The following is a 22,084-nucleotide window of genomic DNA, read 5'->3' as shown; positions in this document are numbered from 1 at the left end:
ATGGTTCTGGCACTCGACATTCTCACCACGGCGGCGGTGCTGTTCATCGTGACCGCAGGTTTGATGGTGATTTTCGGCGTGATGAAAATCGTCAATTTCGCGCATGGGGCACTGTTGACGATAGGTGCATACGCGAGCTTCGTCGTGACGCAGCTCAAGCTGAATCCGTGGCTCGGCCTGCCACTCGCGATCGTAGTGGGTATCGTCGCGGGCATGCTTGTCGAGCAGGTGATCGTGCGTCCGCTCTACAAGCGTCCGCTCGACGCGATCCTCGCCACCTGGGGGTTGGGTATCGTGATTGGACAACTGATCGTCATGGCCTTCGGTCGCGAGGTGCAGTTCGTGGAGGCGCCGCTCAAAGGAGCCTTCACCATCGCGGGCACCGATTACTCAGCCTATCGTTTGCTGCTGATTCCGGTCGCGCTCGGTCTGTGCGGCCTCATGACCTTGCTCCTCACCGGAACGCGCTTCGGCATCAAGACGCGCGCGGTGATCATGAATGAGGATCTGGCGCGAGGTCTTGGCATTCATTCGGGCCGCATCCGTTTCATCACCTTCAGTCTGGGTGCAGCGCTCGGCTCTCTTGCCGGCACGCTCATTACGCCGCTGTCGAGCGTCGACCCCGACATGGGACTGCCGTGGCTGGTGAGCGCGTTCATGCTGGTCATGGTGTCAGGTCACTCGATGCCCGGCCTGCTGGCGACGTGCCTCATATTCGGCGCTTGCCAGGTGCTGGTCAGCACGTTTGTGAGTCCAGTGCTGGGCGGGTTGACCATTGCCGTGCTGGCCGCGCTTACGCTGCGCATTCGTCCCAAGGGGTTCTCTCATGGCTAGAGTCGACGCATCGCCTGATCGAACCGGTGGTCCAACTGCGCACGGCGATGGGCAGGCGCGCAACCGGCGAACCGTGCACCGACGCGGTCTGCTGCTGGCCGGTAGTCTGGCAGTCGTGCTGCTGGCCGTGGGTCCGCTTGTTTTTGGCCCGTACCTGCTCAACGTTCTCATTCAGGCTTTTTTCTTTTCGATCGTGGCCGTGACCGTAGATATCCTGTGGGGATACACCGGATATCTTACGTTCGGGCAATCAGCGTTTTTTGGTCTCGGTGCCTATGCCGCCGGGCTCGTCTTTACGCACGGTGGCTTCTCGGTGGGTTACGTGATGCTGGCGCTTGGGGTGTCGATCGCCGCGACCGCTGCCGTGGCGGCGTTGCTCGGCTGGTTGTCGTTCTATCGCGGCGCGTCGCCGTTTTTTGCCACCGTGATGTCGCTTGTATTGCCAATCGTTCTCAGCCAGGCGCTGCTCTCCGGCGGCGCGTGGACCGGCTCGAGTTCGGGACTCACCGGCTACGAGACCTTCGACCTTTCGCTGCAGGCCTGGTACTGGCTCGCCAGTGCGGCGCTACTGGCCGTCGCCACGATTGCGTGGCTATTCGTGCGTAGCGACGGCGGCCGTGTGCTGGCTGCAATTCGCGACAACGAATCACGCTGCTCGTACCTCGGGATCAATACGTCGCTCGTAAAGATTGTCCTGCTGGTTGCAACCGCAGTCATCGCCGGTCTCGCGGGATTCGGCTACGGATCGTTCAGCGGCGTGGTCGCGCCTGAGCTGACCGGCTTTGTCCTCGGCACGCAACTGATCATATGGGTCGCCCTCGGCGGCAGGGGAACGTTGTGGGGGCCGGTGATCGGCGCGCTTCTGATCAATGTCGGGACCGCCTATCTCAGCGGCAGCATGCCATTCGCGTGGCAACTGATTCTGGGCACCGCGTTTGTGGCCGTGATCGTATTGTTGCCGCAAGGTCTGGCGCCGCTGTTGCTAAAGCCGTTGCGCCATCTTGCGCATAACGGCGCCGAACCGGACCTGGTAGCGCGTGCCGCTCGCGCGGTTCATCAGCAGGCGCTGTCAGCGCCCGCGCTGCAGATGAGTGGCGTTGCCAGACATTTCGGTAGCCTGAAAGTGCTGCAAGGCATCGACCTGGATGCCGATGGAGGTGAACTGGTTGGCCTCATCGGCCCGAATGGCGCCGGCAAAACGACGCTCATGCGCTGCATGAGCGACGGCGCAGAACGCTCCGCCGGCACGGTTGTGTTATGTGGCAACGATATCCGGCAATTGCCGCCAGACCGATGCGTGCACTTCGGGTTGGGGCGCAAATTCCAGAACGCAAATATCTTCGAGACGCTGACCGTTGCGCAGTGCCTGAGAATCGCGGGCACCATCATCGAGCGGCCATCGCTCCTGCGGCGCTCCGCTACGCTGGCGCTGCCGCCCTATGCGCTCGAGGTGCTTCGTATGACTCATCTCGATCAGAGACTGGGTGCCGTGGCGAAGGATCTGTCGCATGGGCAACAGCAGGCGCTGGAACTGGCGATGGTGCTTGCACTTGAGCCACGTATCGTATTGCTCGACGAGCCCACGGCAGGTTTGACCAAAACGGAGCGCACGCAAATCGGCAATGTGCTTGCCGCATTGGCTCACCAGTATCAGCTTTGCTGTCTGCTGGTGGAACATGACCTCGATTTCGTTGCCGGGATTGCCACACGTATCGTCGTCCTGCATCAGGGGCGTATCGTGATGCAAGGCAACTTCGACGAGGTAGTCAATTCGGAGCTGGTCGGAACGATCTATGCGGGGACCGCGCAAAGCGCTGCGGCGGGCTCAAACGTCCGGCAGCAGGAGGCCACATGAATCAGATCGCGCTGGAGTTGCAGGACGTGACGAGCGGATACAAGGCTTCGGTCGTACTGCGCAAGCTGTCGATGACTGTTGCCGACGGCGAGGCCGTCGCGCTGCTCGGCAAGAACGGCATGGGTAAGACGACGGTGCTCAGGACGATCATGGGCTATCTGCCGAAGAACGCCGGCGCCATCCATATGCGAGGGCGGGATATCACACGCATGGCGCCTCACCAGATCGCGCGAGAAGGTATTGCTTACGCGCCTCAGGAACATGCGCTGTTTCAGGATCTCACCATCCGCGACAATCTGCGTCTTGGGCTCGAGAGGGCATCGACGTTCGACGAACGATTTGCCGGGATCGAGACGGTGTTCCCGGTATTCGCAAGTCGACTGAAGCAACTGGCAGGCACGCTTTCCGGCGGCGAGCAGAAGATGCTGCTGGTGGCACGCGCGCTCATGATGCGTCCTGCCATTATTCTGCTCGACGAGATTACGGAGGGGTTGCAGCCGTCCGTGATCGATCGTCTCGCCGATGCGCTGTTATGGGAGCGCGGCCGCCACGGCACCATGTTGCTGCTGGTAGAGCAGAATGTTCCCTTTGCGCTGAAGGTTGCCGATCGCTACGCGGTTCTCAAACAAGGTGAGATCGTCGAGCACGGCGACGCGAAAGATGAAGCGGCACTGGCATCGATCTTCGAGCACTTGCGCGTTTGATATCTGGAACAACCACGACGACAGGCGATACATGATGAACGCAAACTCACTTTATCGACCCCGCTCGGGACTGGACCTGCTCAGGCAAACTGCCAATGGGTCCCGCGGACGCGATCGAACCCTCCTCGAGTCGTTTGCACGCATCGAGGAGGTCGAGCAGGAGGTGAGGGCCATGGCGGCCATGGCGCACCGCGAGTCGATGTTGACCGCGGCTGCGCAGGCAACGGGTCCGCTTGCCGGGATACCTGTCGCGGTGAAGGATATTTTCGACACGAGCGGTCTGGTCACGAGCTACGGCTCGCCAGTTTACGAAAACCATCAGCCGAAGTCCGATGCCGCGATTGTCACGCTATTGAGGCGGAACGGCGCCATTGTCATCGGTAAGTCCGTTACCAGCGAGTTCGCGTACATGGCGCCGCCGGCGACGCGTAATCCGTGCGATCTGCGGCGCACCCCCGGCGGATCGTCATCCGGATCGGCCGCGGCCGTGGCAGCCGGTATTGTGCCCTTCGCGATCGGATCGCAGACCGGAGGCTCGACCATCCGGCCCGCGTCGTTCTGCGGCATCGCTGGCTACAAGCCCACACTCGGCATGTTGCCGACCGTCGGCATGAAGTGCTTCTCGTGGTCGCTGGATACGGTCGGTCTGTTTGGTGCCGGTGTGCGTGACGTGGCTTACCTCGCACAGGTCCTGTCGGGCCGGCAACTCGCACCGGGGGATGTGACCGCTAACCCGGTGTTCGGCGTGCCGGACAGCTATCCATGGACCGCACCGTCGGCGAATGCGAGCGGCGTGCTCGACATGGCGGTGCGTGCCATCGAGCAAGCGGGCGGTCGCGTGCAGCGTGTGCGCTTCGCGCCCTGGATGGCAGACCTGGTCGCTGCGCACGATACGATCCAGAGCTATGAGGCGTATCAGACGTTGGGGTTCGAGTACGATCATCATCGTGCCGGTCTATCGCCGCTGCTCGCCGGTTTTCTCGAGCGTGCCGGGCGAGTCGATACGGGAACTTACGTTCAGGCGTGTGTGCTGGCGGAACAGGCGAAGGCGAGGCTGAGCGAGCTGTTCGACGGCATCACGGGTTTGCTGACGCCGAGTGCACCCGACGAAGCGCCCGATGGTTTCGCGTCGACGGGCGACCCCGCATTCAATCGCAACTGGACGTTGCTTGGCTGCCCGTGCGTGAACGTGCCCGGATTGGGAGGCACACGAGGCGGTCCGATCGGTGTGCAGGTGATCTGCCGCCCTTGGGACGACACCCGATGCCTCGACGCCGCTGCATTCGCCGAGCAGGCGATCGCTGCTGCGGTCGGACGTTTCCCGGCGACCTGAGGAGCGACGAGTCGATGCAAGGAGGAGACGAAATGGAGGCAAGCTCGCGACAGTCCGCCAACGTGACGCATGAGGAAGACCGATGGCGCATCGGCGTGTTGTACTCGCGCACGGGGATGGCCTCGGCGACTGGATCGGAGCATTTTTTCGGCACAGTGCTCGCCATCGAGGAAGTGAACGCGGCCGGCGGCGTGGGCGGGCGCCTGTTCGATCCCGTTGTTTATGACCCGAAGAGCGATCCCGACGAATACCGTCGGCTCGCGACGCGCATGTTGCAGGACGACGACGTAACCGTGATTTTCGGTTGTTCGACTTCGTCGAGCCGAAAAGCGGTTTTGCCGGTGATCGAACGCACCAACGCATTACTCTGGTATTGCTCGATCTATGAAGGGTTTGAGTATTCGCCGAACGTCATCTACACCGGTGCGGTGCCGAACCAGAACAGCATGCAGCTGGCCGCCTATCTGCTGCGCAATCACGGCCGTCGTTTTTTTCTGGTTGGCGCAGACTATATCTATCCGCGAGAATCGAACCGGATCATGCGCGACATGGTCGAGCAGCATGGTGGCGAAATCGTGGAAGAGCTCTATCTGCCGAGCGATGCGGATCCAGCTGCGTTGGAAGACGTGGTGCGGCAAATCAAGAGCGTCGAGCCCGACGTAGTGTTCTCCACGTTGATCGGGCGCGGTGCGCGTGCGTTTTATCGGTTATATCGCGAGCATGGTATCGATCCCGTACAGATTCCGATCGCAAGCTTGACAATGACGGAAGGCGAAACGCGGATGATTGGGCCTGAACTGTGCGGCAGTCACATCATCTCGGCGAGTTACGTCAACACGCTGAACCTCGCGAGTAATCAGCGGTTTCTGAAATTGTGGCATGCGCGATTTGGCGAGCAACCGGCCAGCATGTGGTCGGAGATGGCGTATAACCAGATGCATCTCTTCGCGCTGGCGTTGGCCCGTAGCGGAAGTCTCGATACCGCAAAGCTGGTGGAGGCGGTGTACGCAGTCGAATTCGATTCGCCCGAGGGGGTGCTGAAAATCGACCCGGAGAACAATCACGCCATCCTGACGCCACGTATTGCCGTGTGCCGGCAAGACGGCTCGTTCGACGTAGTCTGGGAGGGGCGAGGTCCGATCAAACCCGATCCCTATCTGACATCCTACGGATTCGCGGAATTCTGGCTCGACGGAGAATCGGTATGAGCACGGGGGCCCGTCGGCTCTTCGACGATCTGCGCACGTTGCGCGTCCTCGTGATTCACCCACCGGGCGATGACCGCGTTGTTCTGGAGGAGCAGTTGCGTCGCATCGGTTGCCCGGTGCGCGTGCTCTGGCCGTTTCCGTCGCAACTTCCGGCCGATGTCGACGTGATTTTCTTTCTTGTCGGTCCGGAGACCCGCAGTGCGGGAAACTGGTGTGCGGCCGATACTGAAGCAACCTTGATCGCGTTGTCCGACTACGAAAATCCAACCGCGCTAAAAATGCTGGTGGATTCGCAGGCGCACGGAGTCATCACGAAGCCCTACCGTTCCACTGGCATTCTGAGCACCCTGGTGCTCGCTCGCGCGTCCTCGGGCTATCAACAGCGATTGCACAGCAAGGTCGCGAAGCTTGAGGAGGCGATCAAGGCGCGACGCCATATCGAGAAGGCCATCCGCATCCTCATGGAGGCACACCAGCTCAGCGAACATGCAGCGTACGAGCACATTCGCTCAAGGGCAACAAGTCTCCGCGTCACGGTGGGCGAGATTGCCACACTGGTGATCGATGCACATGAGGCAATGGAAAAGCTCGGTCTTGCCAGGGGATCAAAAATCTAACGACGGGTTGGGTCTACGTAAGGGCGCATTGCTAACATTCGCTCCTGCGTGGTTATCAAAGGGATTAGCGATGACGCAAAGAATCATCCGCAGGGCAGGGGAAGGGGACGTGCCGGCTCTGACGCAAATCCGCAATGATGCACACGCGAAGAAGGTGGCCTGTCGCGACTATGCGTGGGGTAAGGAAGGAGACGGATTTTCCGAGAGGTGGGTGCGAAACAATGTCTCTCAAAAGGAGGTGTACGTCGTCGAGCTGGATGGCATTCCGGTCGGAACCTTTTCGCTCGATCTGGAGGATGAGAGGCACTGGGGACCTCAGCAGCCGATCGCCGGCTATGTGCATGGGCTGTGTGTGCGAAGCGGTTTTAACGGACGCGGAATCGGCAGCTTCATGCTTGATTGGTGCGCTAATACGGTGAGCAGCTTGAGCCGACACCTCGTCCGACTCGACTGCGCCGTCCACAACGCAAAACTGTGCGCCTATTACGAATCGCTTGGTTTTATCCGCGTGGGACTTTACCCGGAGTCGGAACCGGGCGGCTATGTCTGGTCGCTGTACGAAAAATCGACCCGCTAGCTTTCGATCAGCTGACCATAAAAATCGAAATTACCGACGTGGTAATTCATGGCGTATAGAATGAATTCGCAGACCGTTCGCCCGCCATGTAATTCTGCGAATCGGCAATCTGTTCGACGAAGCTGCAATACGGTCTGAGCCTGCACTCTATCAAGGATCACTGGAAGAGGAGCACACCATGTTTGGTATCGGCAAGAAAATCCAGGATGCAATAACGAAGGCGCAAACAGACCCCGTAGGCGCAATCGAGGATCACAAGAAGACGCTGAACTCCGGATTAACTGGTTTCATGACAAAGACTTTTATGGGTAAAGGATTTGTCGACAAAATGACCGGCGTCATGGACGTGGGACAGAATGCGCTAGCGGGACAACAGGAGCGACTACAACTGATTCAAACCGGCCTGGACGGTACTGCGGATATCCTTTCCGTGCAGGACACCGGGGCAACAGTGAACAATAGTCCCATCGTCCTGATTCATATGACGGTCAGCCCCGCAAGCGGCACACCCTACGACGTCAACATCCAGACGATGGTCTCCCGTATTGCCGTGCCACGCGCCGGCGATAAGGTAAAGATCAAATATGCCGCTGATAATCCCGAGAAGGTAGCCATCGTATAGGGACTTGCCTGGATCGGCAGCGCTTCGGGCTCGCAGTCAACTCAACCATAGGTGTCCGCCTCAAGAGCGGGTGGGCACCTATGCGCTTCTCTCGCATTGGTAGTAAGCCCAAAAATTGAAATTCATCCTTGCGAATAACGCGCTTAATTATTGGCGGTTGCGCTCCTAAACTGGTGTGGCGTGCTATGGGCTCGATTTCGCACCGAACGGTTGCGAGTTTGATTACCAAAAGCCAGGCGTATAACGAGCGCCATGAAGCAATATCAATGGCTCGTTTGCGTCGAAATTCCAGTCCAATCTAGGAGGAACGGGTTATGAACAAGACAACCAGCACACTAATCGCGGCCGTCGCCGCACTCGCGCTGTCGGGCGGTGCTTATGCACAGAACAACACGCTGGCGAGGCCGAGCGTCGTGTCGCCGGCTGCTGCTGCCAATACGACGAGCAGTGGTTACGGCACGTCGGGCGTCGCAAAGTCGGACAGCGGGACGAGCTCGCAGAACGCGAGCCTACCGAATAGCTCGACGTCCCTCACCAACATTCCCGGGAGCCACAACACACTGGCGACCCCGGGCGTAGCGTCGCCGGCCCAATAACAGGCATTGAGGTTGGCAACCCGGCGCAAGCGAGCGCTTCAATCAGGTTGCCATCCGTTGTAAGAAAGGCTGCTGTGAACTGAGCCCCAGGAGTTGGATATCAATCCGGCTCTTGGGTTTTTCATTGTGTGTAATCCGGCAAGCGTCTCGTAACGTATTGAAAGCACAAAGAAATTAAATTTCCCACCTCTCAATTGACACGTGTCCCGGCCTAACATCATGGATATCGTGAATTCGAGGAGTGCGCGGAAATGGTTAGCAAGCGGTATTTTCGTGCAAGAGCGTTTCGAATGGTTTTGTGTTCCCTCGCCGCTGTGGCGATTGCCTTGGGACAGAGTTCAAATGCATTGGCTCGAGCGGAATCCGTCACTGTCTATCCGGGGCCCCCAGGTATTTCCGCATCGCCGCAATACGCGGTACAGATCATTCAGAACGGTCACCCGCACGACTCGTTTGTATATCAGACGCAGAATCCGGGATTCACGAATGGCCAACTGAATGGTCAACCCACCTCTTCCACGGAAGAGCAATCGACTGCATGGACGAGTTTCTCGTCTGGCGATCCGGTCACCGTCTCCATCACAAACCGGAAGCCCTTTACCGCCGCTCGCGTCCTTCCGAGCCATGAGCGAATCCCGGTCACAGTCGAGGGGTCGACGGTTCGCTTTACCGTCAGTCACCCAGGGCAGTACGCAGTGGATTTCTGTACGTCCGGCTCGACCTGCACGGAGTCGAATGTCGATCTGAGTAACCCGCTTCTTATTTTCGCCAACCCGCCTGAAGCGAACGTGCCGCAATCGAGTAAGGCCGGTGTCCATTATTTCGGACCCGGTGTACATGATCTTGGCACGACTCCCTACGTGATCCGATCCGACGAGGTGGTCTACCTGGCGGGCGGTGCCTACGTCAAAGGATTCTTCCAGGTTGCAGATGGCGCATCCAACTGGGCGATTCGCGGTAGAGGCATCGTCTCGGGGGAAAACGTTCAGAAGAGCGAGTGCGATCCGAACTGCGTGCCGATGATCTCGGCTCCCAACGAAACCTTAGGACACATCGAGGGCGTTACGTTGATCCAGTCCCCGCTCTATAACATAGCGCTCGGCGGCTATAACAAGACCTTTAGCGATGGCAAGGACAATACCGCCACGCGCAACGTTATCGACAACGTCAAGATCATCGGGTGGCACGGCAACACCGATGGCGTTGCGGCCGCCTACGGCTCGGACGATCATGGAAGTGTCCTGCGCAATAGCTTTTTTAAAGTAGGCGACAGCGCCATTCACCTGAATTCTTCGAACCTGCTCGTCACCGGCTGCACGATCTGGCAACTACGCACGTCGGCTCCATTCGAGATCTCCGATACGATGGGCGGCAACCTCAACATCGACGTGCATGACGTAGTCGTCAGGAATTCGGATGTGATCCGCACCGAAACTGCTGCCGAGAGCATGGAGGGGGCGGTTTTCTCGGCTCACCAGGGCGGCAAGGGAACGCTCCGGCACTATCTGTTCGATGATTTGCGCGTGGAGAACGCCAGCTTCCGGCTCTTCAGTCTGGCCGTGCGGCCGAGCCCCTGGTCGAAAAAGAACGGCGATCTCGCGGGAATCGACGATCTGCTATTCAGAAACATTCAGGTAGCGGACGCGCAAAAACTCCCGAACCTGTTGCAGAGTTACGACCCGCACCATCAGCTTTCACATCTGCGCTTTGAGAGTGTTGTCGTTGCCGGCACGGCGCTTCCCGAGTATCCCACCGTGACCTTCAGTGCCAATCGCACGATGAGTCTGAATGGAAACGTCACCTACGATCCGTTGTGGAGAAATACGCAGAATCCAACGGATTTTCTGACACAGATCGTTGATCCGACTGCTGCTCCCTCACTCCAATATAAATCCGTGACGCTGCACCAACCGCAACTGACAGCGGAGTTTAAGGAGGAGGCCATCGGGGATTTCTATGGCGACGGCTACGCTAGCGTACTGTTCTCCCGCGATGGAGCGTTGGGAATCTGGAAAGATCCCGCGCATCCTCTGGAGTTGCCTTTAGGGGGAGGTTATTACCCCATTGGGTACACGTTGAAAGCGGGCGACCGGGTCGTTGGGGTCGGCGATTTCAACGACGACGGGCGCTCCGACATTCTCATCTGGAACTTCACGACGCAAACGGGAACGGTATTGCTGATGGATGGCCAGCGAATTCTCGGCGTTCAAGCGGTTCGCCCGGGCACGCCATCGGACTGGAATACCGCATGGGTCGGCGACTTCGATCAAAACGGCTATTCGGACATCCTGCTGCGCAATTCCGAAGGCGATGTGGAGATCCTCAGTTTCGGCAGCGGCGACACCACACCGCGGAGCGCAGACTTCAAATCGTCTGTGCTCTTCGCGAATTCGACGAGCTATTACGACGAGCACTGGCCTCATGTCTCCAGTACTTTCGATTCCAGTTGGGTCATCGCCGGTGTCGGCGATTCGCGGGGACTGGGTTACGCGAATATTGTCTGGTACAAGCCCACAACCGGCGATCTTGGCATGACGGTTTTCTCGCCCGACTTTCAGAACGAGCACTCCGGTCGCATCGAACTTGGGCAGATTTTCCTGCGACGTCAGTTGCCGGCAACTGGTCAGGCCATCGTCGCGGGGGATTTCGACGCAGATGGAGCAGTCGACGTTCTGCTAGAGCGCTCTGCCACCGACTTGAGCTCCATCGTGTACACGAGTCTATGGCTGACCAATGAGTTTACTCAGGGCAGGGGAGGAATCTCAGTCGGCACAGACTGGATGCTGCTGAGGTAGCGGGCCGTTCTTGCCGATCTTGTAAATATCACTGTGTTTTTGTACAGTATCGGCATCTTGAACCCACTCGATTCTCCCTCGGTCCCGGCTGCACCTTCGCTTGTCCGCAAGATCATCCATTGCGACTGCGACTGTTTCTACGCGTCGGTTGAAATGCGTGACGATCCGTCGTTGCGCGGCCGGCCGCTGGCAGTGGGCGGGCGACCGGAACATCGCGGCGTGGTCGCTACCTGCAACTACGAGGCGCGCCGCTTCGGCATCCATTCGGCGATGTCGTCGGCACTCGCCATGCGCAAATGCCCGGATCTGTTGATCCTGCCGTCGGCGATGGAGAAATACCGCATCGCCTCGCGGCAGATCATGGCGATCTATCGCGACTACACCAACGACGTCGAGCCGCTGTCGCTCGACGAAGCCTATCTCGACGTGACTCACACTACGCGTTGCAAGGGCAGTGCGACGTTGATGGCGAGCGAGATCCGCCAGCGCGTGCGCGATACGGTCGGCGTGACGGTATCGGCCGGCGTCGCACCCAACAAGTTCGTCGCGAAGATCGCGTCGGACTGGAACAAGCCCGATGGCCTTCATGTCGTGCGTCCGCACGAAGTCGATGCGTTCGTCGCCGCGCTGCCGGTGCGCAAGATTTTCGGCGTCGGCAAGGTGACGGCGGCGAAGCTCGAAAAGCTCGGGCTCGTCACCTGCGCGGATGTCCGCGCCTGGTCGCTGATCGATCTGCATCTACGCTTCGGCGTGTTCGGCAAGCGTCTGTACGATCTGTCGCGCGGCATCGATACACGGCCGGTGCGCGCCGATCAGGAGCGCAAGTCGGTGAGTGTCGAGACGACCTATGTCACCGACCTCACGACGCTCGATGAATGCGCGGACGAAGTGCGGCGTCTGACTGCGCTGCTCGATGAACGGATCGAACGCGCGCAGGCCGGGCCGGCGGTGCGCAAGCTGTTCGTGAAGATTCGCTTTGCCGACTTTCAGCGCACAACCGTGGAATGCGTCGGCGATGCGACGCATGTGCCGACACTGCTCGCGTTGCTCGAAAAGGGCTTCGCTCGTCGCAACCTGGCGGTGCGATTGCTTGGTGTTGGCGTACGCCTCGAAGAGGAAGACGCTGCGCAGCCTGGGCAGTTCACGCTGTTCGACGATGATGTGGCACACGATGCGGAGCCCGAGGTGCTCGATCATGCCGATGAGCACGATGACGGTGACTCCGGTGCATCCATGTGACCCACGCGGTTTCTGGTGCCGATAGAATCGCAGACAGACAATGTGGAGAGACCTATGGATCTGATCATCCGTCGTGCTGTACTGCCGCGCGGAACGGTGCCGCATCAAGCGCAGCAGGGCCCGGTCGACATTGGCATCGAAGCCGGCCGCATCGTCGCCGTCGAGCCGCATCTCGCCGCCATCGCCGCCGAAGAAATCGACGCGGCCGGTTCGCTCGTCACGCCACCGTTCGTCGACCCGCATTTCCATATGGATGCGACGCTCTCATACGGTCTGCCGCGCGTGAACGCGTCGGGTACGCTGCTCGAAGGCATCGCGCTGTGGGGCGAACTCAAACCGCAGCTCACGCAGGACGCGTTGATTGAACGTGCGCTCCAGTACTGCGACTGGGCGGTCGCGCGCGGGCTGCTGGCGATCCGTAGCCACGTCGATATCAGCGACGGGCGGCTGCTGGCTGTCGAAGCGCTGCTCGAAGTAAAGCGCCGCGTCGCACCCTATCTCGACCTGCAACTGGTCGCATTTCCGCAAGACGGCCTGCTACGCAACCCCGAGGCGTTCGACAACCTGAAGCGCGCGATTGCGCTTGGTGTCGACGTCGTGGGCGGCATCCCGCACTTCGAACGCACGATGGCCGACGGCGCGCAGTCGGTGCGCATGTTGTGCGAATACGCAGCGGAGCAGGGGCTGCGCGTCGACATGCATTGCGACGAATCCGACGATCCGTTATCGCGCCACATCGAAACGCTCGCGGCCGAGACACACAGGCTTGGGTTGCATGGACGCGTCGCGGGCTCGCATCTGACGTCGATGCATTCGATGGACAACTACTACGTCAGCAAGCTGCTGCCATTGATGCGCGAGGCCGGCGTCGCGGCGATCGCCAATCCATTGATCAACATCACGCTGCAAGGCCGCTCGGATACGTATCCGAAGCGGCGCGGCATGACGCGCGTACCGGAGCTCATGGCTGCGGGCATCACGGTCGCGTTCGGCCACGATTGCGTGATGGACCCGTGGTACAGCCTCGGTTCCGGCGACATGCTCGAAGTGGCGCACATGGGGTTGCACGTCGCGCAGATGACGGGTGTCGATGCGATGCACGCGTGTTTCGACGCGGTGACGGTTAACGCGGCGCGCATCCTCGGACTGGAGGGCTATGGCATCGCGCCCGGCTGCGAAGCGAATTGCGTCGTGCTCGATGCTCGCGATCCCGTCGAAGCCATTCGTTTGCGCGCGGCGCGGCTGGCGGTCGTGCGCCGCGGCAAGATAGTGAGCCGTGCGCCCGCGGCCCGCGCGACGCTAAGCCTCGAAGGACGTCCGGCGGAAGTGGATTTCCGCCTGCATCGCGGATAAAAAAACCGGCGCCTGCGTGAAGCAGGGCACCGGCTCATGATCAATCAGGCTACGTGGCACAGCGAGGCCCGGTTCAGGCTTCGCTGCACAAAGCAACGCGCATTCAATGCGCCGCGTCAGGCGCCATCCCGTTGTGCCGCAGCAGCGCATCGATATCCGGCTCGCGGCCGCGGAATGCCTTGAACGATTCCATCGCGGGCCGGCTGCCGCCCACTTCGAGAATCTCCTTGCGATAGCGCGTACCGGTCGCCACGTCGAGCACGCTGCCGTTCGACGCGTGCGCGGCTTCCTCGAACGCCGCATACGCATCGGCGGACAGCACTTCGGCCCACTTGTAGCTGTAGTAGCCCGCCGCATAGCCGCCCGCGAAGATGTGGCTGAACGTGTTGGGCCAGCGCGAGAACGACGCCTGCGGGATCACGTGGAAGCGCTCGTTGATTTCGCGTGCGAGATCGTTTGCGCTCGTCGGTCCAGCCGGATTGAAGTCAGTATGCAGGCGCATGTCGAACATCGAGAACACGATCTGGCGCGCCGTGCCAAGTCCGCTCTGGAAGTTCTTCGCGGCGAGCATCTTGTCGAACAGGTCGCGCGGCAACGGTTTCGCCGTGTCGACATGCGAGGTCATGTCGGACAGCACGTCCCATTCCCAGCAGAAGTTCTCCATGAACTGCGACGGTAATTCAACCGCATCCCACTCGACACCATTGATACCCGATACGCCCAGTTCGTCGACGCGCGTCAGCATGTGATGCAGACCGTGGCCGGTTTCATGGAACAGCGTGATCACTTCGTCGTGCGTGAAGCAAGCCGGCTTGCCGCCGACCGGTGCCGAGAAGTTGCAGGTCAGGTACGCGACCGGCGTTTGCACTCCGCCGTGCGCGAGCTTGTGACGTGCGCGCGCATCGTCCATCCACGCGCCGCCGCGTTTGCCTTCGCGTGCATAGAGGTCGAGATAGAACTGTGCGACGAGGCCGCCGTCCTGGTTCTCGACGCGGAAGAAACGCACGTCCGGATGCCACACAGTCGCGTCGTCGGGCCGGATGCGCACGTCGAACAGCGTCTCGATCACCTTGAAGAGCCCCCTGAACACGGCATCTTCAGGGAAGTACTGCTTGACCTCGTTCTCCGAGAACGCGTAGCGCTGCTGGCGCAGACGCTCGGACGCGAAGGTCATGTCCCACGGTTGCAGGTCGCTCAGGCCCAGTTCGCTGGCGGCGAATTCGCGCAGCTCTTTCCAGTCCTGTTCGGCGTGCGGCCGTGCGCGCGTGGCGAGGTCTTCGAGGAACGCCATCACCTGTTCCGGCGACTCGGCCATCTTCGGTGCCAGCGACACTTCGGCGAAGTTCCGGTAGCCGAGCATGTGCGCTTCTTCGGCGCGCAGCGTCAATTGCTCGGCGAGGTTCGCGGTGTTGTCCCACTCGGACTTGCCGCCGCCGTACGCCGCGCCGAGTTCCGATGCGCGCGTCACGTACGCGCGGTACATCGCCTCGCGCATTGCGCGGTTTTCGGAGTACTGCATCACGGGGAAGTAGGACGGAAAGTGCAGCGTAAATTTCCAGCCTTCCTTGCCGTCGCGCTCGGCGGCTTCGCGCGCTGCGGCGACCACGTCTTCGGGCAGGCCGGCGAGTTCGGTTTCGTTCGTGACGACGTAGGCGTACGCGTTGGTCGCGTCGAGCACATGATCCGAAAACGCCTTCGATAGCGCGGCCTGGCGCTCCTGCAACTCGGCGAAATGCGGCTTCTGGTCTTCGGGCAATTCGGCTCCCGACAGGCGGAAATCGCGCAACGCGTTATCGAGAATTTTCCGGCGCTCGCCGGTCAGCGTCGGGAAATCGCCGCTCGCCGCGATCGCCTTGTATTTTTCGTAAAGCGCGAGATTCTGCCCGACGCTCGACCAGAACTCGGTCACGCGTTGCAGGTTCTCGCCGTAGGCGGCGCGCAGTTCGGGCGTGTCGGCGACCGCGTTCAGATGGCCGACGACGCCCCATGCACGCGAAAGCGGCTCGGTAGCGTGTTCGACGGGCTCGACGATATCGACCCATGAGGCGGGCGTCACGGGCGCGCTGGCGCGCTCGACGGCAGCGCTGGCATTGGCAAGCAGCACGTCGAGCGCGGGTGTCACATGTTCGGGTCGGATTTCGCCGAAACGCGGCAGATCGGAGAAGTCAAGGAGCGGATTGGCGGATGTCGATTGAGTTTGGGACATGGTGCTTCCTGTCTGACGCGGGAAAAAGGACAAGCGAAATAGGTGAAGCGGGTACTGCAGGGTGGAGCAAGCGGTGCGACGGGTGCGACGGTAATCGGTGCAACAAGCGGTGCTAAGGCCGCGCCGCAGGAGCCGACGGGCGACCAGCCCACGCACGGAAGCGGCCTACGCGCGCCCACAACCAACAGTATGGGGGCGCCGCGCCGCGATTCCAGTCCGCCTGCGGAACAAATTACCAGAACTTTGGCCGGGCAGTCCTGTGGCGGCGATATCCGGACCCGCCTGGCCACCCTTACCGGGCCTTCCGCCGCTGGCGCGAGAAACCGCTGCATCGACGCAATTGTGGGTGAGCGCACCGTCGCGGTAGCGCATTTGACGCATTGTGGCCGCATCGTTCGCCCGGTACCGCGAGGTTCGCCGGCCTGCCTGTCCAGCCACTGCGCATCAGCAATCAACCTTCGACATTCGCCATCGCGATGAATCTGCTTTCGCATTCGCTGTCGCGCAACGGGAATAATTTCGATCTCGTGCGCCTGTGTGCCGCCATTGCCGTGGTGTATTCCCATTCGTTCCTGATCCAGTCCCGAGATGGCACGCACGACCCGATCGCGGCATCGCTTGGATTCGACGGCGCAGGCAGTTTCGGTGTCTACGCATTCTTCCTGTTGAGCGGGATGCTCGTCACGACGAGCTTCGTACGGCAGCGCTCGGCGCTGCGCTTCGTCGTGTTGCGGATCGCGCGGATCTGGCCCGCGGTCGCAGCCGGCTCGCTGTTTGCGGTGTTTGCAATCGGGCCGCTATTCACGGCGCTACCGCTGTCCACGTACTTTCATCTGCACGCGACGTGGGCGAATCTCGACAACTTCTCGACGCTCGTTCTGAAACGCGGCTGGGTGCTGCCGGGCGTGTTCGAGCACAACCGCTTCGGCCCCGATGTGTGCGCGCCGCTCTGGACGTTACCGCTCGAAGTGCGCTGCTACGCGATCGTGCTGGTAACCGGCGTAGCAGGGCTGCTGTCGACGAATCGCGGCATCGTCATCGCGGCGCTGCTCGGTCTCGTCGTGTTCGGTCTGCACGTGCATCTCGATCCGTTGCAGATCGGCCTGCGTGATTTCACCGAAAAGCCTGGCGGCTATTCGTTCTGGCCGGAACCGTTTTTCATGCTTGGCATGTTGCTGGTTGGGTTGCGCGAGCGCGTTCGTATCGACGGGATCGCAGCACTCGGACTGATCGGCGTCTTTCTTGTTTTCCACGACACGGCTGCGGCACAGTCGCTGTTCTATCTGGCGTTCGTGTATGCGGTGCTATGGGTCGGCACGACGCCGTTGCTGCGTCGCTGGGTGCCACGACATGACTATTCGTACGGGATCTATCTGTATGGATTCGCGATCCAGCAATGTGTCGCGGCGGTTGCGCCGCAACTGGATCATGTGGCCGCGCTGGCGGTTGCCGCACCACTGATCGTCATCTGCGCGATGTTGTCGTGGCACGGTGTGGAGCGGCCGGCGCTTGCATGGTGCCGACGGCACGTTGCGCGGCAGGGGACGAGGGTGAACGGCGCAGGCGGCACGCACAACGCAATCGCGTCGCGCGATACCGCACTGAACTGATATGTCGCGGAGCGCTCGTGCGTGAGCTAACTTATGCCTGAACCGCGGCGCGTTCGGCGGCCTCGATCGTATTGACGAGCAGCATCGTGATCGTCATCGGACCGACGCCGCCCGGCACCGGCGTGATATAGCCGGCCACTTCCTTCACGCCAGCGAAATCGACGTCGCCGCACAGCTTGCCGGCGTCGTCGCGATTCATGCCCACGTCGATGACTGTCGCACCGGGCTTCACCATCTCGGCGGTCAGGACGTTGCGCTTGCCGACTGCTGCGACGACCACGTCTGCGGTGCGTGTGTGCGCGGCGAGATCGCGGGTCTTGCTATGGCAGATCGTGACCGTCGCACCCGCTTCGAGCAGCAACATCGCCATCGGCTTGCCGACGATGTTCGAGCGTCCGATCACCACCGCATTCGCACCGCTCAGCGCAATGCCATGCGCTTCGAACATCTTCATCACGCCATACGGCGTACATGGGCGAAACAGCGGCTTGCCGGTCATCAGTGCGCCGGCGTTTGCAACGTGAAAGCCGTCGACATCCTTCTCCGGCGCAATCGCCTCGATGACCTTGTGGCTGTCGATATGCGGCGGCAGCGGCAACTGCACGAGAATGCCGTGGATCTTCGGATCGTGGTTCAACGCATCGATACGCGCGAGCAGATCGGCTTCGGAGAGCGTCGCGGGATAGCGGTCATAGGAGGAAAACAGGCCGTTGTCCTCGCACGCCTTGATCTTGTTGCGCACATACACTTCGCTGGCCGGATTGTCGCCGACCAGCACGACGGCGAGCCCCGCTTGGTGACCGCGGGCGGTGAGGGCGGCGGCGCGCGTGGCGACATCGGCGCGCAGGGTCTTGGAAAGGGCGTTGCCGTCGATCAAAGTGGCTGTCATGGTCGGGTCAGATTGGGCTTCGGAATGCACGGCAGGGTGAACATCATGGCGCGCTTACGCATGAACCGGTCGGATCGTGCCAAGCACACAGCGCAGAAATTGCGTCGAAACGGTGCCCGCGCGAAGAGCGCCATTATACCGATGTGTGTCGACGGGAATGGGCGGTGGCGCTGCGTATGCGCGTGTGTCGATAGCGGGATCGACAGGATCCGCGCGACCGATGCGCACAAAAAACAAGGCCGGACCTCATCGGTCCGGCCTGTGCCGGTCAGCCGTGCAACGCAGCAGCGTTACTGCGCCGGCTGCGGCTTGTTCGACAGCGCGAGTCGCAGCAGATCGGCGACCGTGTTGACGTTGAGCTTTTCCATGATGTTCGCGCGATGCGCTTCGACGGTCTTGATGCTGATGCCGAGGTCGTCGGCGATCTGCTTGTTCAGCCGTCCCGCGATGATCCGTTCGAGCACCTGGTGCTCGCGCGCCGTCAGCTTGCCGAGTCGCTCGGCGGCTGCGCGCTGCTGCTGGACGCTGGTGCTTTCGCTACGCGCCTTGTCGAGCATGCGCTCGACGAGCTTACGCAGTTCGGCTTCGTCGAACGGTTTTTCGATGAAGTCCATCGCGCCTTTTTTCATCGTCGAGACGGCCATCGGCACATCGCCGTGGCCGGTCACGAAGATGATCGGCAGCGACGCGTTGTCGGCGATCAGCCGTTCCTGCAACTCGAGGCCGCTCATGCCGGACATCCGCACGTCGAGGATCAGACACGCGATCTGCCCTGGATGCTGTGCGGGTTGCCATGCATCGAGGAACTGTTCCGCGCTGGAGAAGCATTGCACGCGGTAACCGTTCGCCTCCAGCAGCCAGCGCAGCGAATCTCGCACGGCCTCGTCGTCGTCGACAACAAAGACGGTTTCCTGTGTGGTGACTGGGGTATTCATGGCTCTCCCGTAACGGTTTGTGGTGTCGGCGCCTCGTACCCGCGACTGCTCGGGCCGTCCGGCTCCCCAATGGGCAGACTGCAGTGAAAGGTCGCGCCCGTGATGTGGCCGTCAGACTCGACGTTGTTCACCACCCACAGACGGCCGCGATGCGATTCAATGATCGAACGGCAAATATTGAGCCCCATGCCCATGCCGTCCGACTTCGTGCTGTAGAACGGTTCGAACAGACGCTCAGCCATCGCTTCGTCGACGCCCGGACCCTGATCGACGACGCTGATGCAGACAAAACCGCTTTCGAGCCGCACGACGATGCGGATGACCGGGTCCACGGCATTGGGCCGTGCGTCGTGCATGGCTTCGGCGGCGTTTTTCAGCAGGTTGACCAGCACCTGCTCGATTAGCACCGGGTCGACATAGATGACCGGCAAGCGCGAACGCAGGTCGCTGACAATACGAATACGACGCTTGCGGGCTTCGATTTCGGCAAGGCCGACTGCGTCCGCGACGATGTCCGCGACACGGGTGGCCTGGCGTTTCGGTTCGCTGCGTTTCACGAATTCGCGGATCCGTTTGATGATCATGCCGGCCCGCACGGCCTGCTGGGCGGTTTTTTCGAGCACGGGCAGCAGGTTGTCGGGAGTTGTCCGACCAGATTTAACCAGTGCGACGGTTCCTGAGCAATAGTTATTGATGGCGGCGAGCGGCTGGTTCAGCTCGTGCGCAAGCGACGACGCCATTTCGCCCATCGTCATCAGGCGGCTCGTGAACTGCAGTTTTTCGTCCTGCTGGCGCGCGAGTTCCTGCGCCTGCTTGCGGGTCGTGATGTCGGTGGCGATCTGCATCTGCGCGAGATGGCCGTCCACCCACTGGATGTACTGGCGCCGCACTTCGAACCATTTCTGGGCGCTCTGTACGTAGATTTCCTGCGCGTCCGCGGTGCTTTCGGTCAACGCGGCGGCGGGCAGACCGGCGTAGGCATCGACCATATCGATCGAATCCGACGACGCTTCGCCGCTGTCGAAGCCGCCGCCCGACAGCTCCAGATGGCCGTCCGGACGGATGCCGAACAGGTGCCGGTAGTAGCGGTTGGCGAACAGCAGCTCGGCTTCGTCGGCGGCCAGCACGGACACGGCGGCATCGAGACTTTCGAGCACGGTGGTGAAGCGTTCGTGAGCGGCGGCGAGTTCTTCGCGGGCGCGTTTTGGCTCGGTGATGTCGGTCATCGACGACATCCAGCCGGTCTGCCGGCCCGAGCTGTCGATCAGCGGCGACACATACAGGCGCGCGTGGAAGAACGACCCGTCCTTGCGCCGCACCCGCAACTCGAAGCCCGACGAAGGTGCCTTGCCGCGTAGCGTCATGTCGAGCTGGCGCTGCATTTCCGGGTACGCGTCGCGCGGCCAGTAGGGGAACGGTGCGTTCTTGCCGACCAGATCGGTTTCGTCCCAGCCGGTCATCCGGCAGAACGCGGGGTTCACGTGCGTGATACGGCCGTGCATGTCGAGCACGCGCATGCCGATCAACACCGAATTTTCCATCGCACGGCGAAAGAACGCTTCCGCATACAGCGCCTGCTGCGCCTCGAAGCGCTGGCGCGTGTGTTTCCACAAGCTCCACAGGCTCCACAGCACGAAGCACGACAGCCCCGCGACCAGCCACACGAGCGTGTTGTTCGTGAAGTTGGTCATCTGCGGGAACGAATACACGCGTACCGATACGCCCTGGCCAGGCGGATCGAGCGGCAGGTCGTAGTAGACGTCGCGCGGCAGACGTGGGCGCGACGAGGTCGTGGCGAGCTCGCGGTTGTTGACGTCGATGATCGAGATCTTGTACTTCGCGGACAGCTCGGGCGGGATGTCGTGCTTCAGGATGCCTTCAATCGAAAACACCGCGGCGATCGTGCCGAGGAATTCGCGGTCGCGATAGACCGGCGTCTGCAGCGTCAGATAGCCGTTGCCGACGTCGTCATACATGAGCGGCGAATAAACCTGGCGGCGCGAGTTGCGCGCATCGGCGAACGCGGCCTTGACGGCCTCGTCCATCTGCGTGTCGTTGGGGCGGGCGAGCCGCTGGCCGAAGAGCGGCAGCGCGGTGTTCGGCCAGCGCGGCTGCTGCTGGCTCGTGTACCAGTTCATGTAGAGGATCTCGGGATGCCCCTGCATGATGTCGGTGGTGGATACCTGGAACGAATGCGGATCGGCGTGGCCGGCGACCAGGTCGCGCGACAGCGCCTGGATCTGTTCCTGTGCGCCGGTCATCGACAGGCGGATCTGCTGCTGGGCCCACGCCACATTGCGATAGAGCGTGTCCTCCTGTTGCTGCTGTTCGCGCCGGTTCAGGCTCCACAGAATCAGACTCATGACGATCAGAAACACCAGGATCGACAGGAGCGGCGTCAGCAAATAGGAGTTCGACCACCACGGTCCGTGGTGCCAGCGGGACGGCGACGAGTCCGCCGGCGAACCGGACGGCCGCGCCGAGCGTGCGAAAAGCCGTTCGGTCAACATTGCGGCATTGTAGCTCAGCGGGTCGGGCGCAAATGCTGCAAAAAAACGCTGAAAGTCCTCTTGATCGGAGCAGACTACCCGACGTATCGATCAGGGAGCAGTCAATTCAAGGTGCGCCGCAACAATTTTCCGCATTGTGAGAATGCGTCTCGTAATTTGAAAATTTTGTTGCGCGGACATCGGGCGACTCATTACAATCGG

The 22,084-nt window shown here is 61.1% G+C and carries 17 protein-coding genes; 13 read left to right on the top strand and 4 right to left on the bottom strand.

Going from position 1 to position 22,084, the window contains the following annotated elements:
• The 12 genes from FNZ07_RS25525 to FNZ07_RS25470 all read left to right on the top strand — a co-directional run bounded on the left by FNZ07_RS25525 (position 1) and on the right by FNZ07_RS25470 (position 13,733).
• Positions 1-834 carry a branched-chain amino acid ABC transporter permease gene (locus FNZ07_RS25525; RefSeq protein ID WP_091014347.1) on the top strand — a complete coding sequence of 278 codons (834 nt, stop codon included), beginning with the start codon at positions 1-3 and terminating at the stop codon, positions 832-834.
• Positions 827-2,689, top strand: a complete 1,863-nt coding sequence (locus FNZ07_RS25520; protein WP_091014344.1) for an ABC transporter permease subunit — start codon at positions 827-829, stop codon at positions 2,687-2,689. The genes FNZ07_RS25525 and FNZ07_RS25520 overlap by 8 nt, the downstream gene beginning before the upstream one ends.
• The gene (locus FNZ07_RS25515) at positions 2,686-3,393 is read left to right on the top strand and encodes a branched-chain amino acid ABC transporter ATP-binding protein (RefSeq protein ID WP_091014341.1); all 708 of its coding nucleotides are present in this window, start codon (positions 2,686-2,688) and stop codon (positions 3,391-3,393) included. The genes FNZ07_RS25520 and FNZ07_RS25515 overlap by 4 nt, the downstream gene beginning before the upstream one ends.
• A 31-nt stretch (positions 3,394-3,424) precedes the next feature.
• Positions 3,425-4,726, top strand: a complete 1,302-nt coding sequence (locus FNZ07_RS25510) for an amidase (RefSeq protein ID WP_091014336.1) — start codon at positions 3,425-3,427, stop codon at positions 4,724-4,726.
• A gap of 32 nt (positions 4,727-4,758) precedes the next feature.
• Positions 4,759-5,934 carry a transporter substrate-binding domain-containing protein gene (locus tag FNZ07_RS25505; protein ID WP_091014333.1) on the top strand — a complete coding sequence of 392 codons (1,176 nt, stop codon included), beginning with the start codon at positions 4,759-4,761 and terminating at the stop codon, positions 5,932-5,934.
• Positions 5,931-6,551, top strand: a complete 621-nt coding sequence (locus FNZ07_RS25500; protein WP_091014329.1) for an ANTAR domain-containing response regulator — start codon at positions 5,931-5,933, stop codon at positions 6,549-6,551. The genes FNZ07_RS25505 and FNZ07_RS25500 overlap by 4 nt, the downstream gene beginning before the upstream one ends.
• 70 nt (positions 6,552-6,621) lie before the next feature.
• Complete coding sequence (locus FNZ07_RS25495; protein WP_091014327.1) at positions 6,622-7,128, top strand: GNAT family N-acetyltransferase; 507 nt, start codon at positions 6,622-6,624, stop codon at positions 7,126-7,128.
• A 178-nt stretch (positions 7,129-7,306) separates the two neighbouring features.
• A complete protein-coding gene (locus FNZ07_RS25490) occupies positions 7,307-7,750 on the top strand; it encodes a hypothetical protein (RefSeq protein WP_091014324.1) in 444 nt (147 codons plus the stop codon).
• A 314-nt stretch (positions 7,751-8,064) separates the two neighbouring features.
• The gene (locus tag FNZ07_RS25485; RefSeq protein WP_091014321.1) at positions 8,065-8,346 is read left to right on the top strand and encodes a hypothetical protein; all 282 of its coding nucleotides are present in this window, start codon (positions 8,065-8,067) and stop codon (positions 8,344-8,346) included.
• A 290-nt stretch (positions 8,347-8,636) separates the two neighbouring features.
• The gene (locus FNZ07_RS25480) at positions 8,637-11,141 is read left to right on the top strand and encodes an FG-GAP-like repeat-containing protein (protein ID WP_170275836.1); all 2,505 of its coding nucleotides are present in this window, start codon (positions 8,637-8,639) and stop codon (positions 11,139-11,141) included.
• A 33-nt stretch (positions 11,142-11,174) separates the two neighbouring features.
• The gene (dinB, locus tag FNZ07_RS25475; protein ID WP_170275835.1) at positions 11,175-12,380 is read left to right on the top strand and encodes a DNA polymerase IV; all 1,206 of its coding nucleotides are present in this window, start codon (positions 11,175-11,177) and stop codon (positions 12,378-12,380) included.
• A 54-nt stretch (positions 12,381-12,434) separates the two neighbouring features.
• Positions 12,435-13,733, top strand: a complete 1,299-nt coding sequence (locus FNZ07_RS25470) for an amidohydrolase family protein (protein WP_091014315.1) — start codon at positions 12,435-12,437, stop codon at positions 13,731-13,733.
• 103 nt (positions 13,734-13,836) lie between these two features.
• Here FNZ07_RS25470 and FNZ07_RS25465 read toward each other — a convergent pair whose 3' ends face one another.
• Complete coding sequence (locus tag FNZ07_RS25465; RefSeq protein ID WP_091014312.1) at positions 13,837-15,939, bottom strand: M3 family metallopeptidase; 2,103 nt, start codon at positions 15,937-15,939, stop codon at positions 13,837-13,839.
• A 476-nt stretch (positions 15,940-16,415) separates the two neighbouring features.
• Between FNZ07_RS25465 and FNZ07_RS25460 the strand changes: the two genes are divergently transcribed.
• Complete coding sequence (locus tag FNZ07_RS25460; RefSeq protein ID WP_091014774.1) at positions 16,416-17,549, top strand: acyltransferase family protein; 1,134 nt, start codon at positions 16,416-16,418, stop codon at positions 17,547-17,549.
• Positions 17,550-17,580: 31 nt separating this feature from the next.
• On the opposite strand, the gene folD is transcribed toward FNZ07_RS25460, so the two are convergent.
• The 3 genes from folD to fixL all read right to left on the bottom strand — a co-directional run bounded on the left by folD (position 17,581) and on the right by fixL (position 21,883).
• Complete coding sequence (gene folD, locus FNZ07_RS25455; RefSeq protein WP_091014308.1) at positions 17,581-18,438, bottom strand: bifunctional methylenetetrahydrofolate dehydrogenase/methenyltetrahydrofolate cyclohydrolase FolD; 858 nt, start codon at positions 18,436-18,438, stop codon at positions 17,581-17,583.
• A 290-nt stretch (positions 18,439-18,728) separates the two neighbouring features.
• Positions 18,729-19,373, bottom strand: a complete 645-nt coding sequence (gene fixJ / locus FNZ07_RS25450) for an oxygen response regulator transcription factor FixJ (protein WP_091014303.1) — start codon at positions 19,371-19,373, stop codon at positions 18,729-18,731.
• Positions 19,370-21,883, bottom strand: coding sequence for an oxygen sensor histidine kinase FixL (gene fixL / locus FNZ07_RS25445; RefSeq protein ID WP_091014300.1), 2,514 nt, complete (start codon positions 21,881-21,883; stop codon positions 19,370-19,372). The genes fixJ and fixL overlap by 4 nt, the downstream gene beginning before the upstream one ends.
• Positions 21,884-22,084: the final 201 nt, after the last annotated feature.

This window comes from Paraburkholderia megapolitana (assembly GCF_007556815.1).
Lineage (GTDB): Bacteria > Pseudomonadota > Gammaproteobacteria > Burkholderiales > Burkholderiaceae > Paraburkholderia > Paraburkholderia megapolitana.
Note: the sequence above shows the minus strand (reverse complement) of the source record. Positions and strands in the feature narration are given on the sequence as shown.

What these genes read in the sequence shown, in the direction of transcription:
- FNZ07_RS25525 (WP_091014347.1), top strand. Translation starts at nt 1, where the DNA reads ATGGTTCTGGCACTCGACATTCTCACCACGGCGGCGGTGCTGTTCATC.
- FNZ07_RS25520 (WP_091014344.1), top strand. Translation starts at nt 827, where the DNA reads ATGGCTAGAGTCGACGCATCGCCTGATCGAACCGGTGGTCCAACTGCG.
- FNZ07_RS25515 (WP_091014341.1), top strand. Translation starts at nt 2,686, where the DNA reads ATGAATCAGATCGCGCTGGAGTTGCAGGACGTGACGAGCGGATACAAG.
- FNZ07_RS25510 (WP_091014336.1), top strand. Translation starts at nt 3,425, where the DNA reads ATGATGAACGCAAACTCACTTTATCGACCCCGCTCGGGACTGGACCTG.
- FNZ07_RS25505 (WP_091014333.1), top strand. Translation starts at nt 4,759, where the DNA reads ATGGAGGCAAGCTCGCGACAGTCCGCCAACGTGACGCATGAGGAAGAC.
- FNZ07_RS25500 (WP_091014329.1), top strand. Translation starts at nt 5,931, where the DNA reads ATGAGCACGGGGGCCCGTCGGCTCTTCGACGATCTGCGCACGTTGCGC.
- FNZ07_RS25495 (WP_091014327.1), top strand. Translation starts at nt 6,622, where the DNA reads ATGACGCAAAGAATCATCCGCAGGGCAGGGGAAGGGGACGTGCCGGCT.
- FNZ07_RS25490 (WP_091014324.1), top strand. Translation starts at nt 7,307, where the DNA reads ATGTTTGGTATCGGCAAGAAAATCCAGGATGCAATAACGAAGGCGCAA.
- FNZ07_RS25485 (WP_091014321.1), top strand. Translation starts at nt 8,065, where the DNA reads ATGAACAAGACAACCAGCACACTAATCGCGGCCGTCGCCGCACTCGCG.
- FNZ07_RS25480 (WP_170275836.1), top strand. Translation starts at nt 8,637, where the DNA reads ATGGTTTTGTGTTCCCTCGCCGCTGTGGCGATTGCCTTGGGACAGAGT.
- FNZ07_RS25470 (WP_091014315.1), top strand. Translation starts at nt 12,435, where the DNA reads ATGGATCTGATCATCCGTCGTGCTGTACTGCCGCGCGGAACGGTGCCG.
- FNZ07_RS25465 (WP_091014312.1), bottom strand. Translation starts at nt 15,939, where the DNA reads ATGTCCCAAACTCAATCGACATCCGCCAATCCGCTCCTTGACTTCTCC.
- FNZ07_RS25460 (WP_091014774.1), top strand. Translation starts at nt 16,416, where the DNA reads ATGAATCTGCTTTCGCATTCGCTGTCGCGCAACGGGAATAATTTCGAT.
- folD (WP_091014308.1), bottom strand. Translation starts at nt 18,438, where the DNA reads ATGACAGCCACTTTGATCGACGGCAACGCCCTTTCCAAGACCCTGCGC.
- fixJ (WP_091014303.1), bottom strand. Translation starts at nt 19,373, where the DNA reads ATGAATACCCCAGTCACCACACAGGAAACCGTCTTTGTTGTCGACGAC.
- fixL (WP_091014300.1), bottom strand. Translation starts at nt 21,883, where the DNA reads ATGTTGACCGAACGGCTTTTCGCACGCTCGGCGCGGCCGTCCGGTTCG.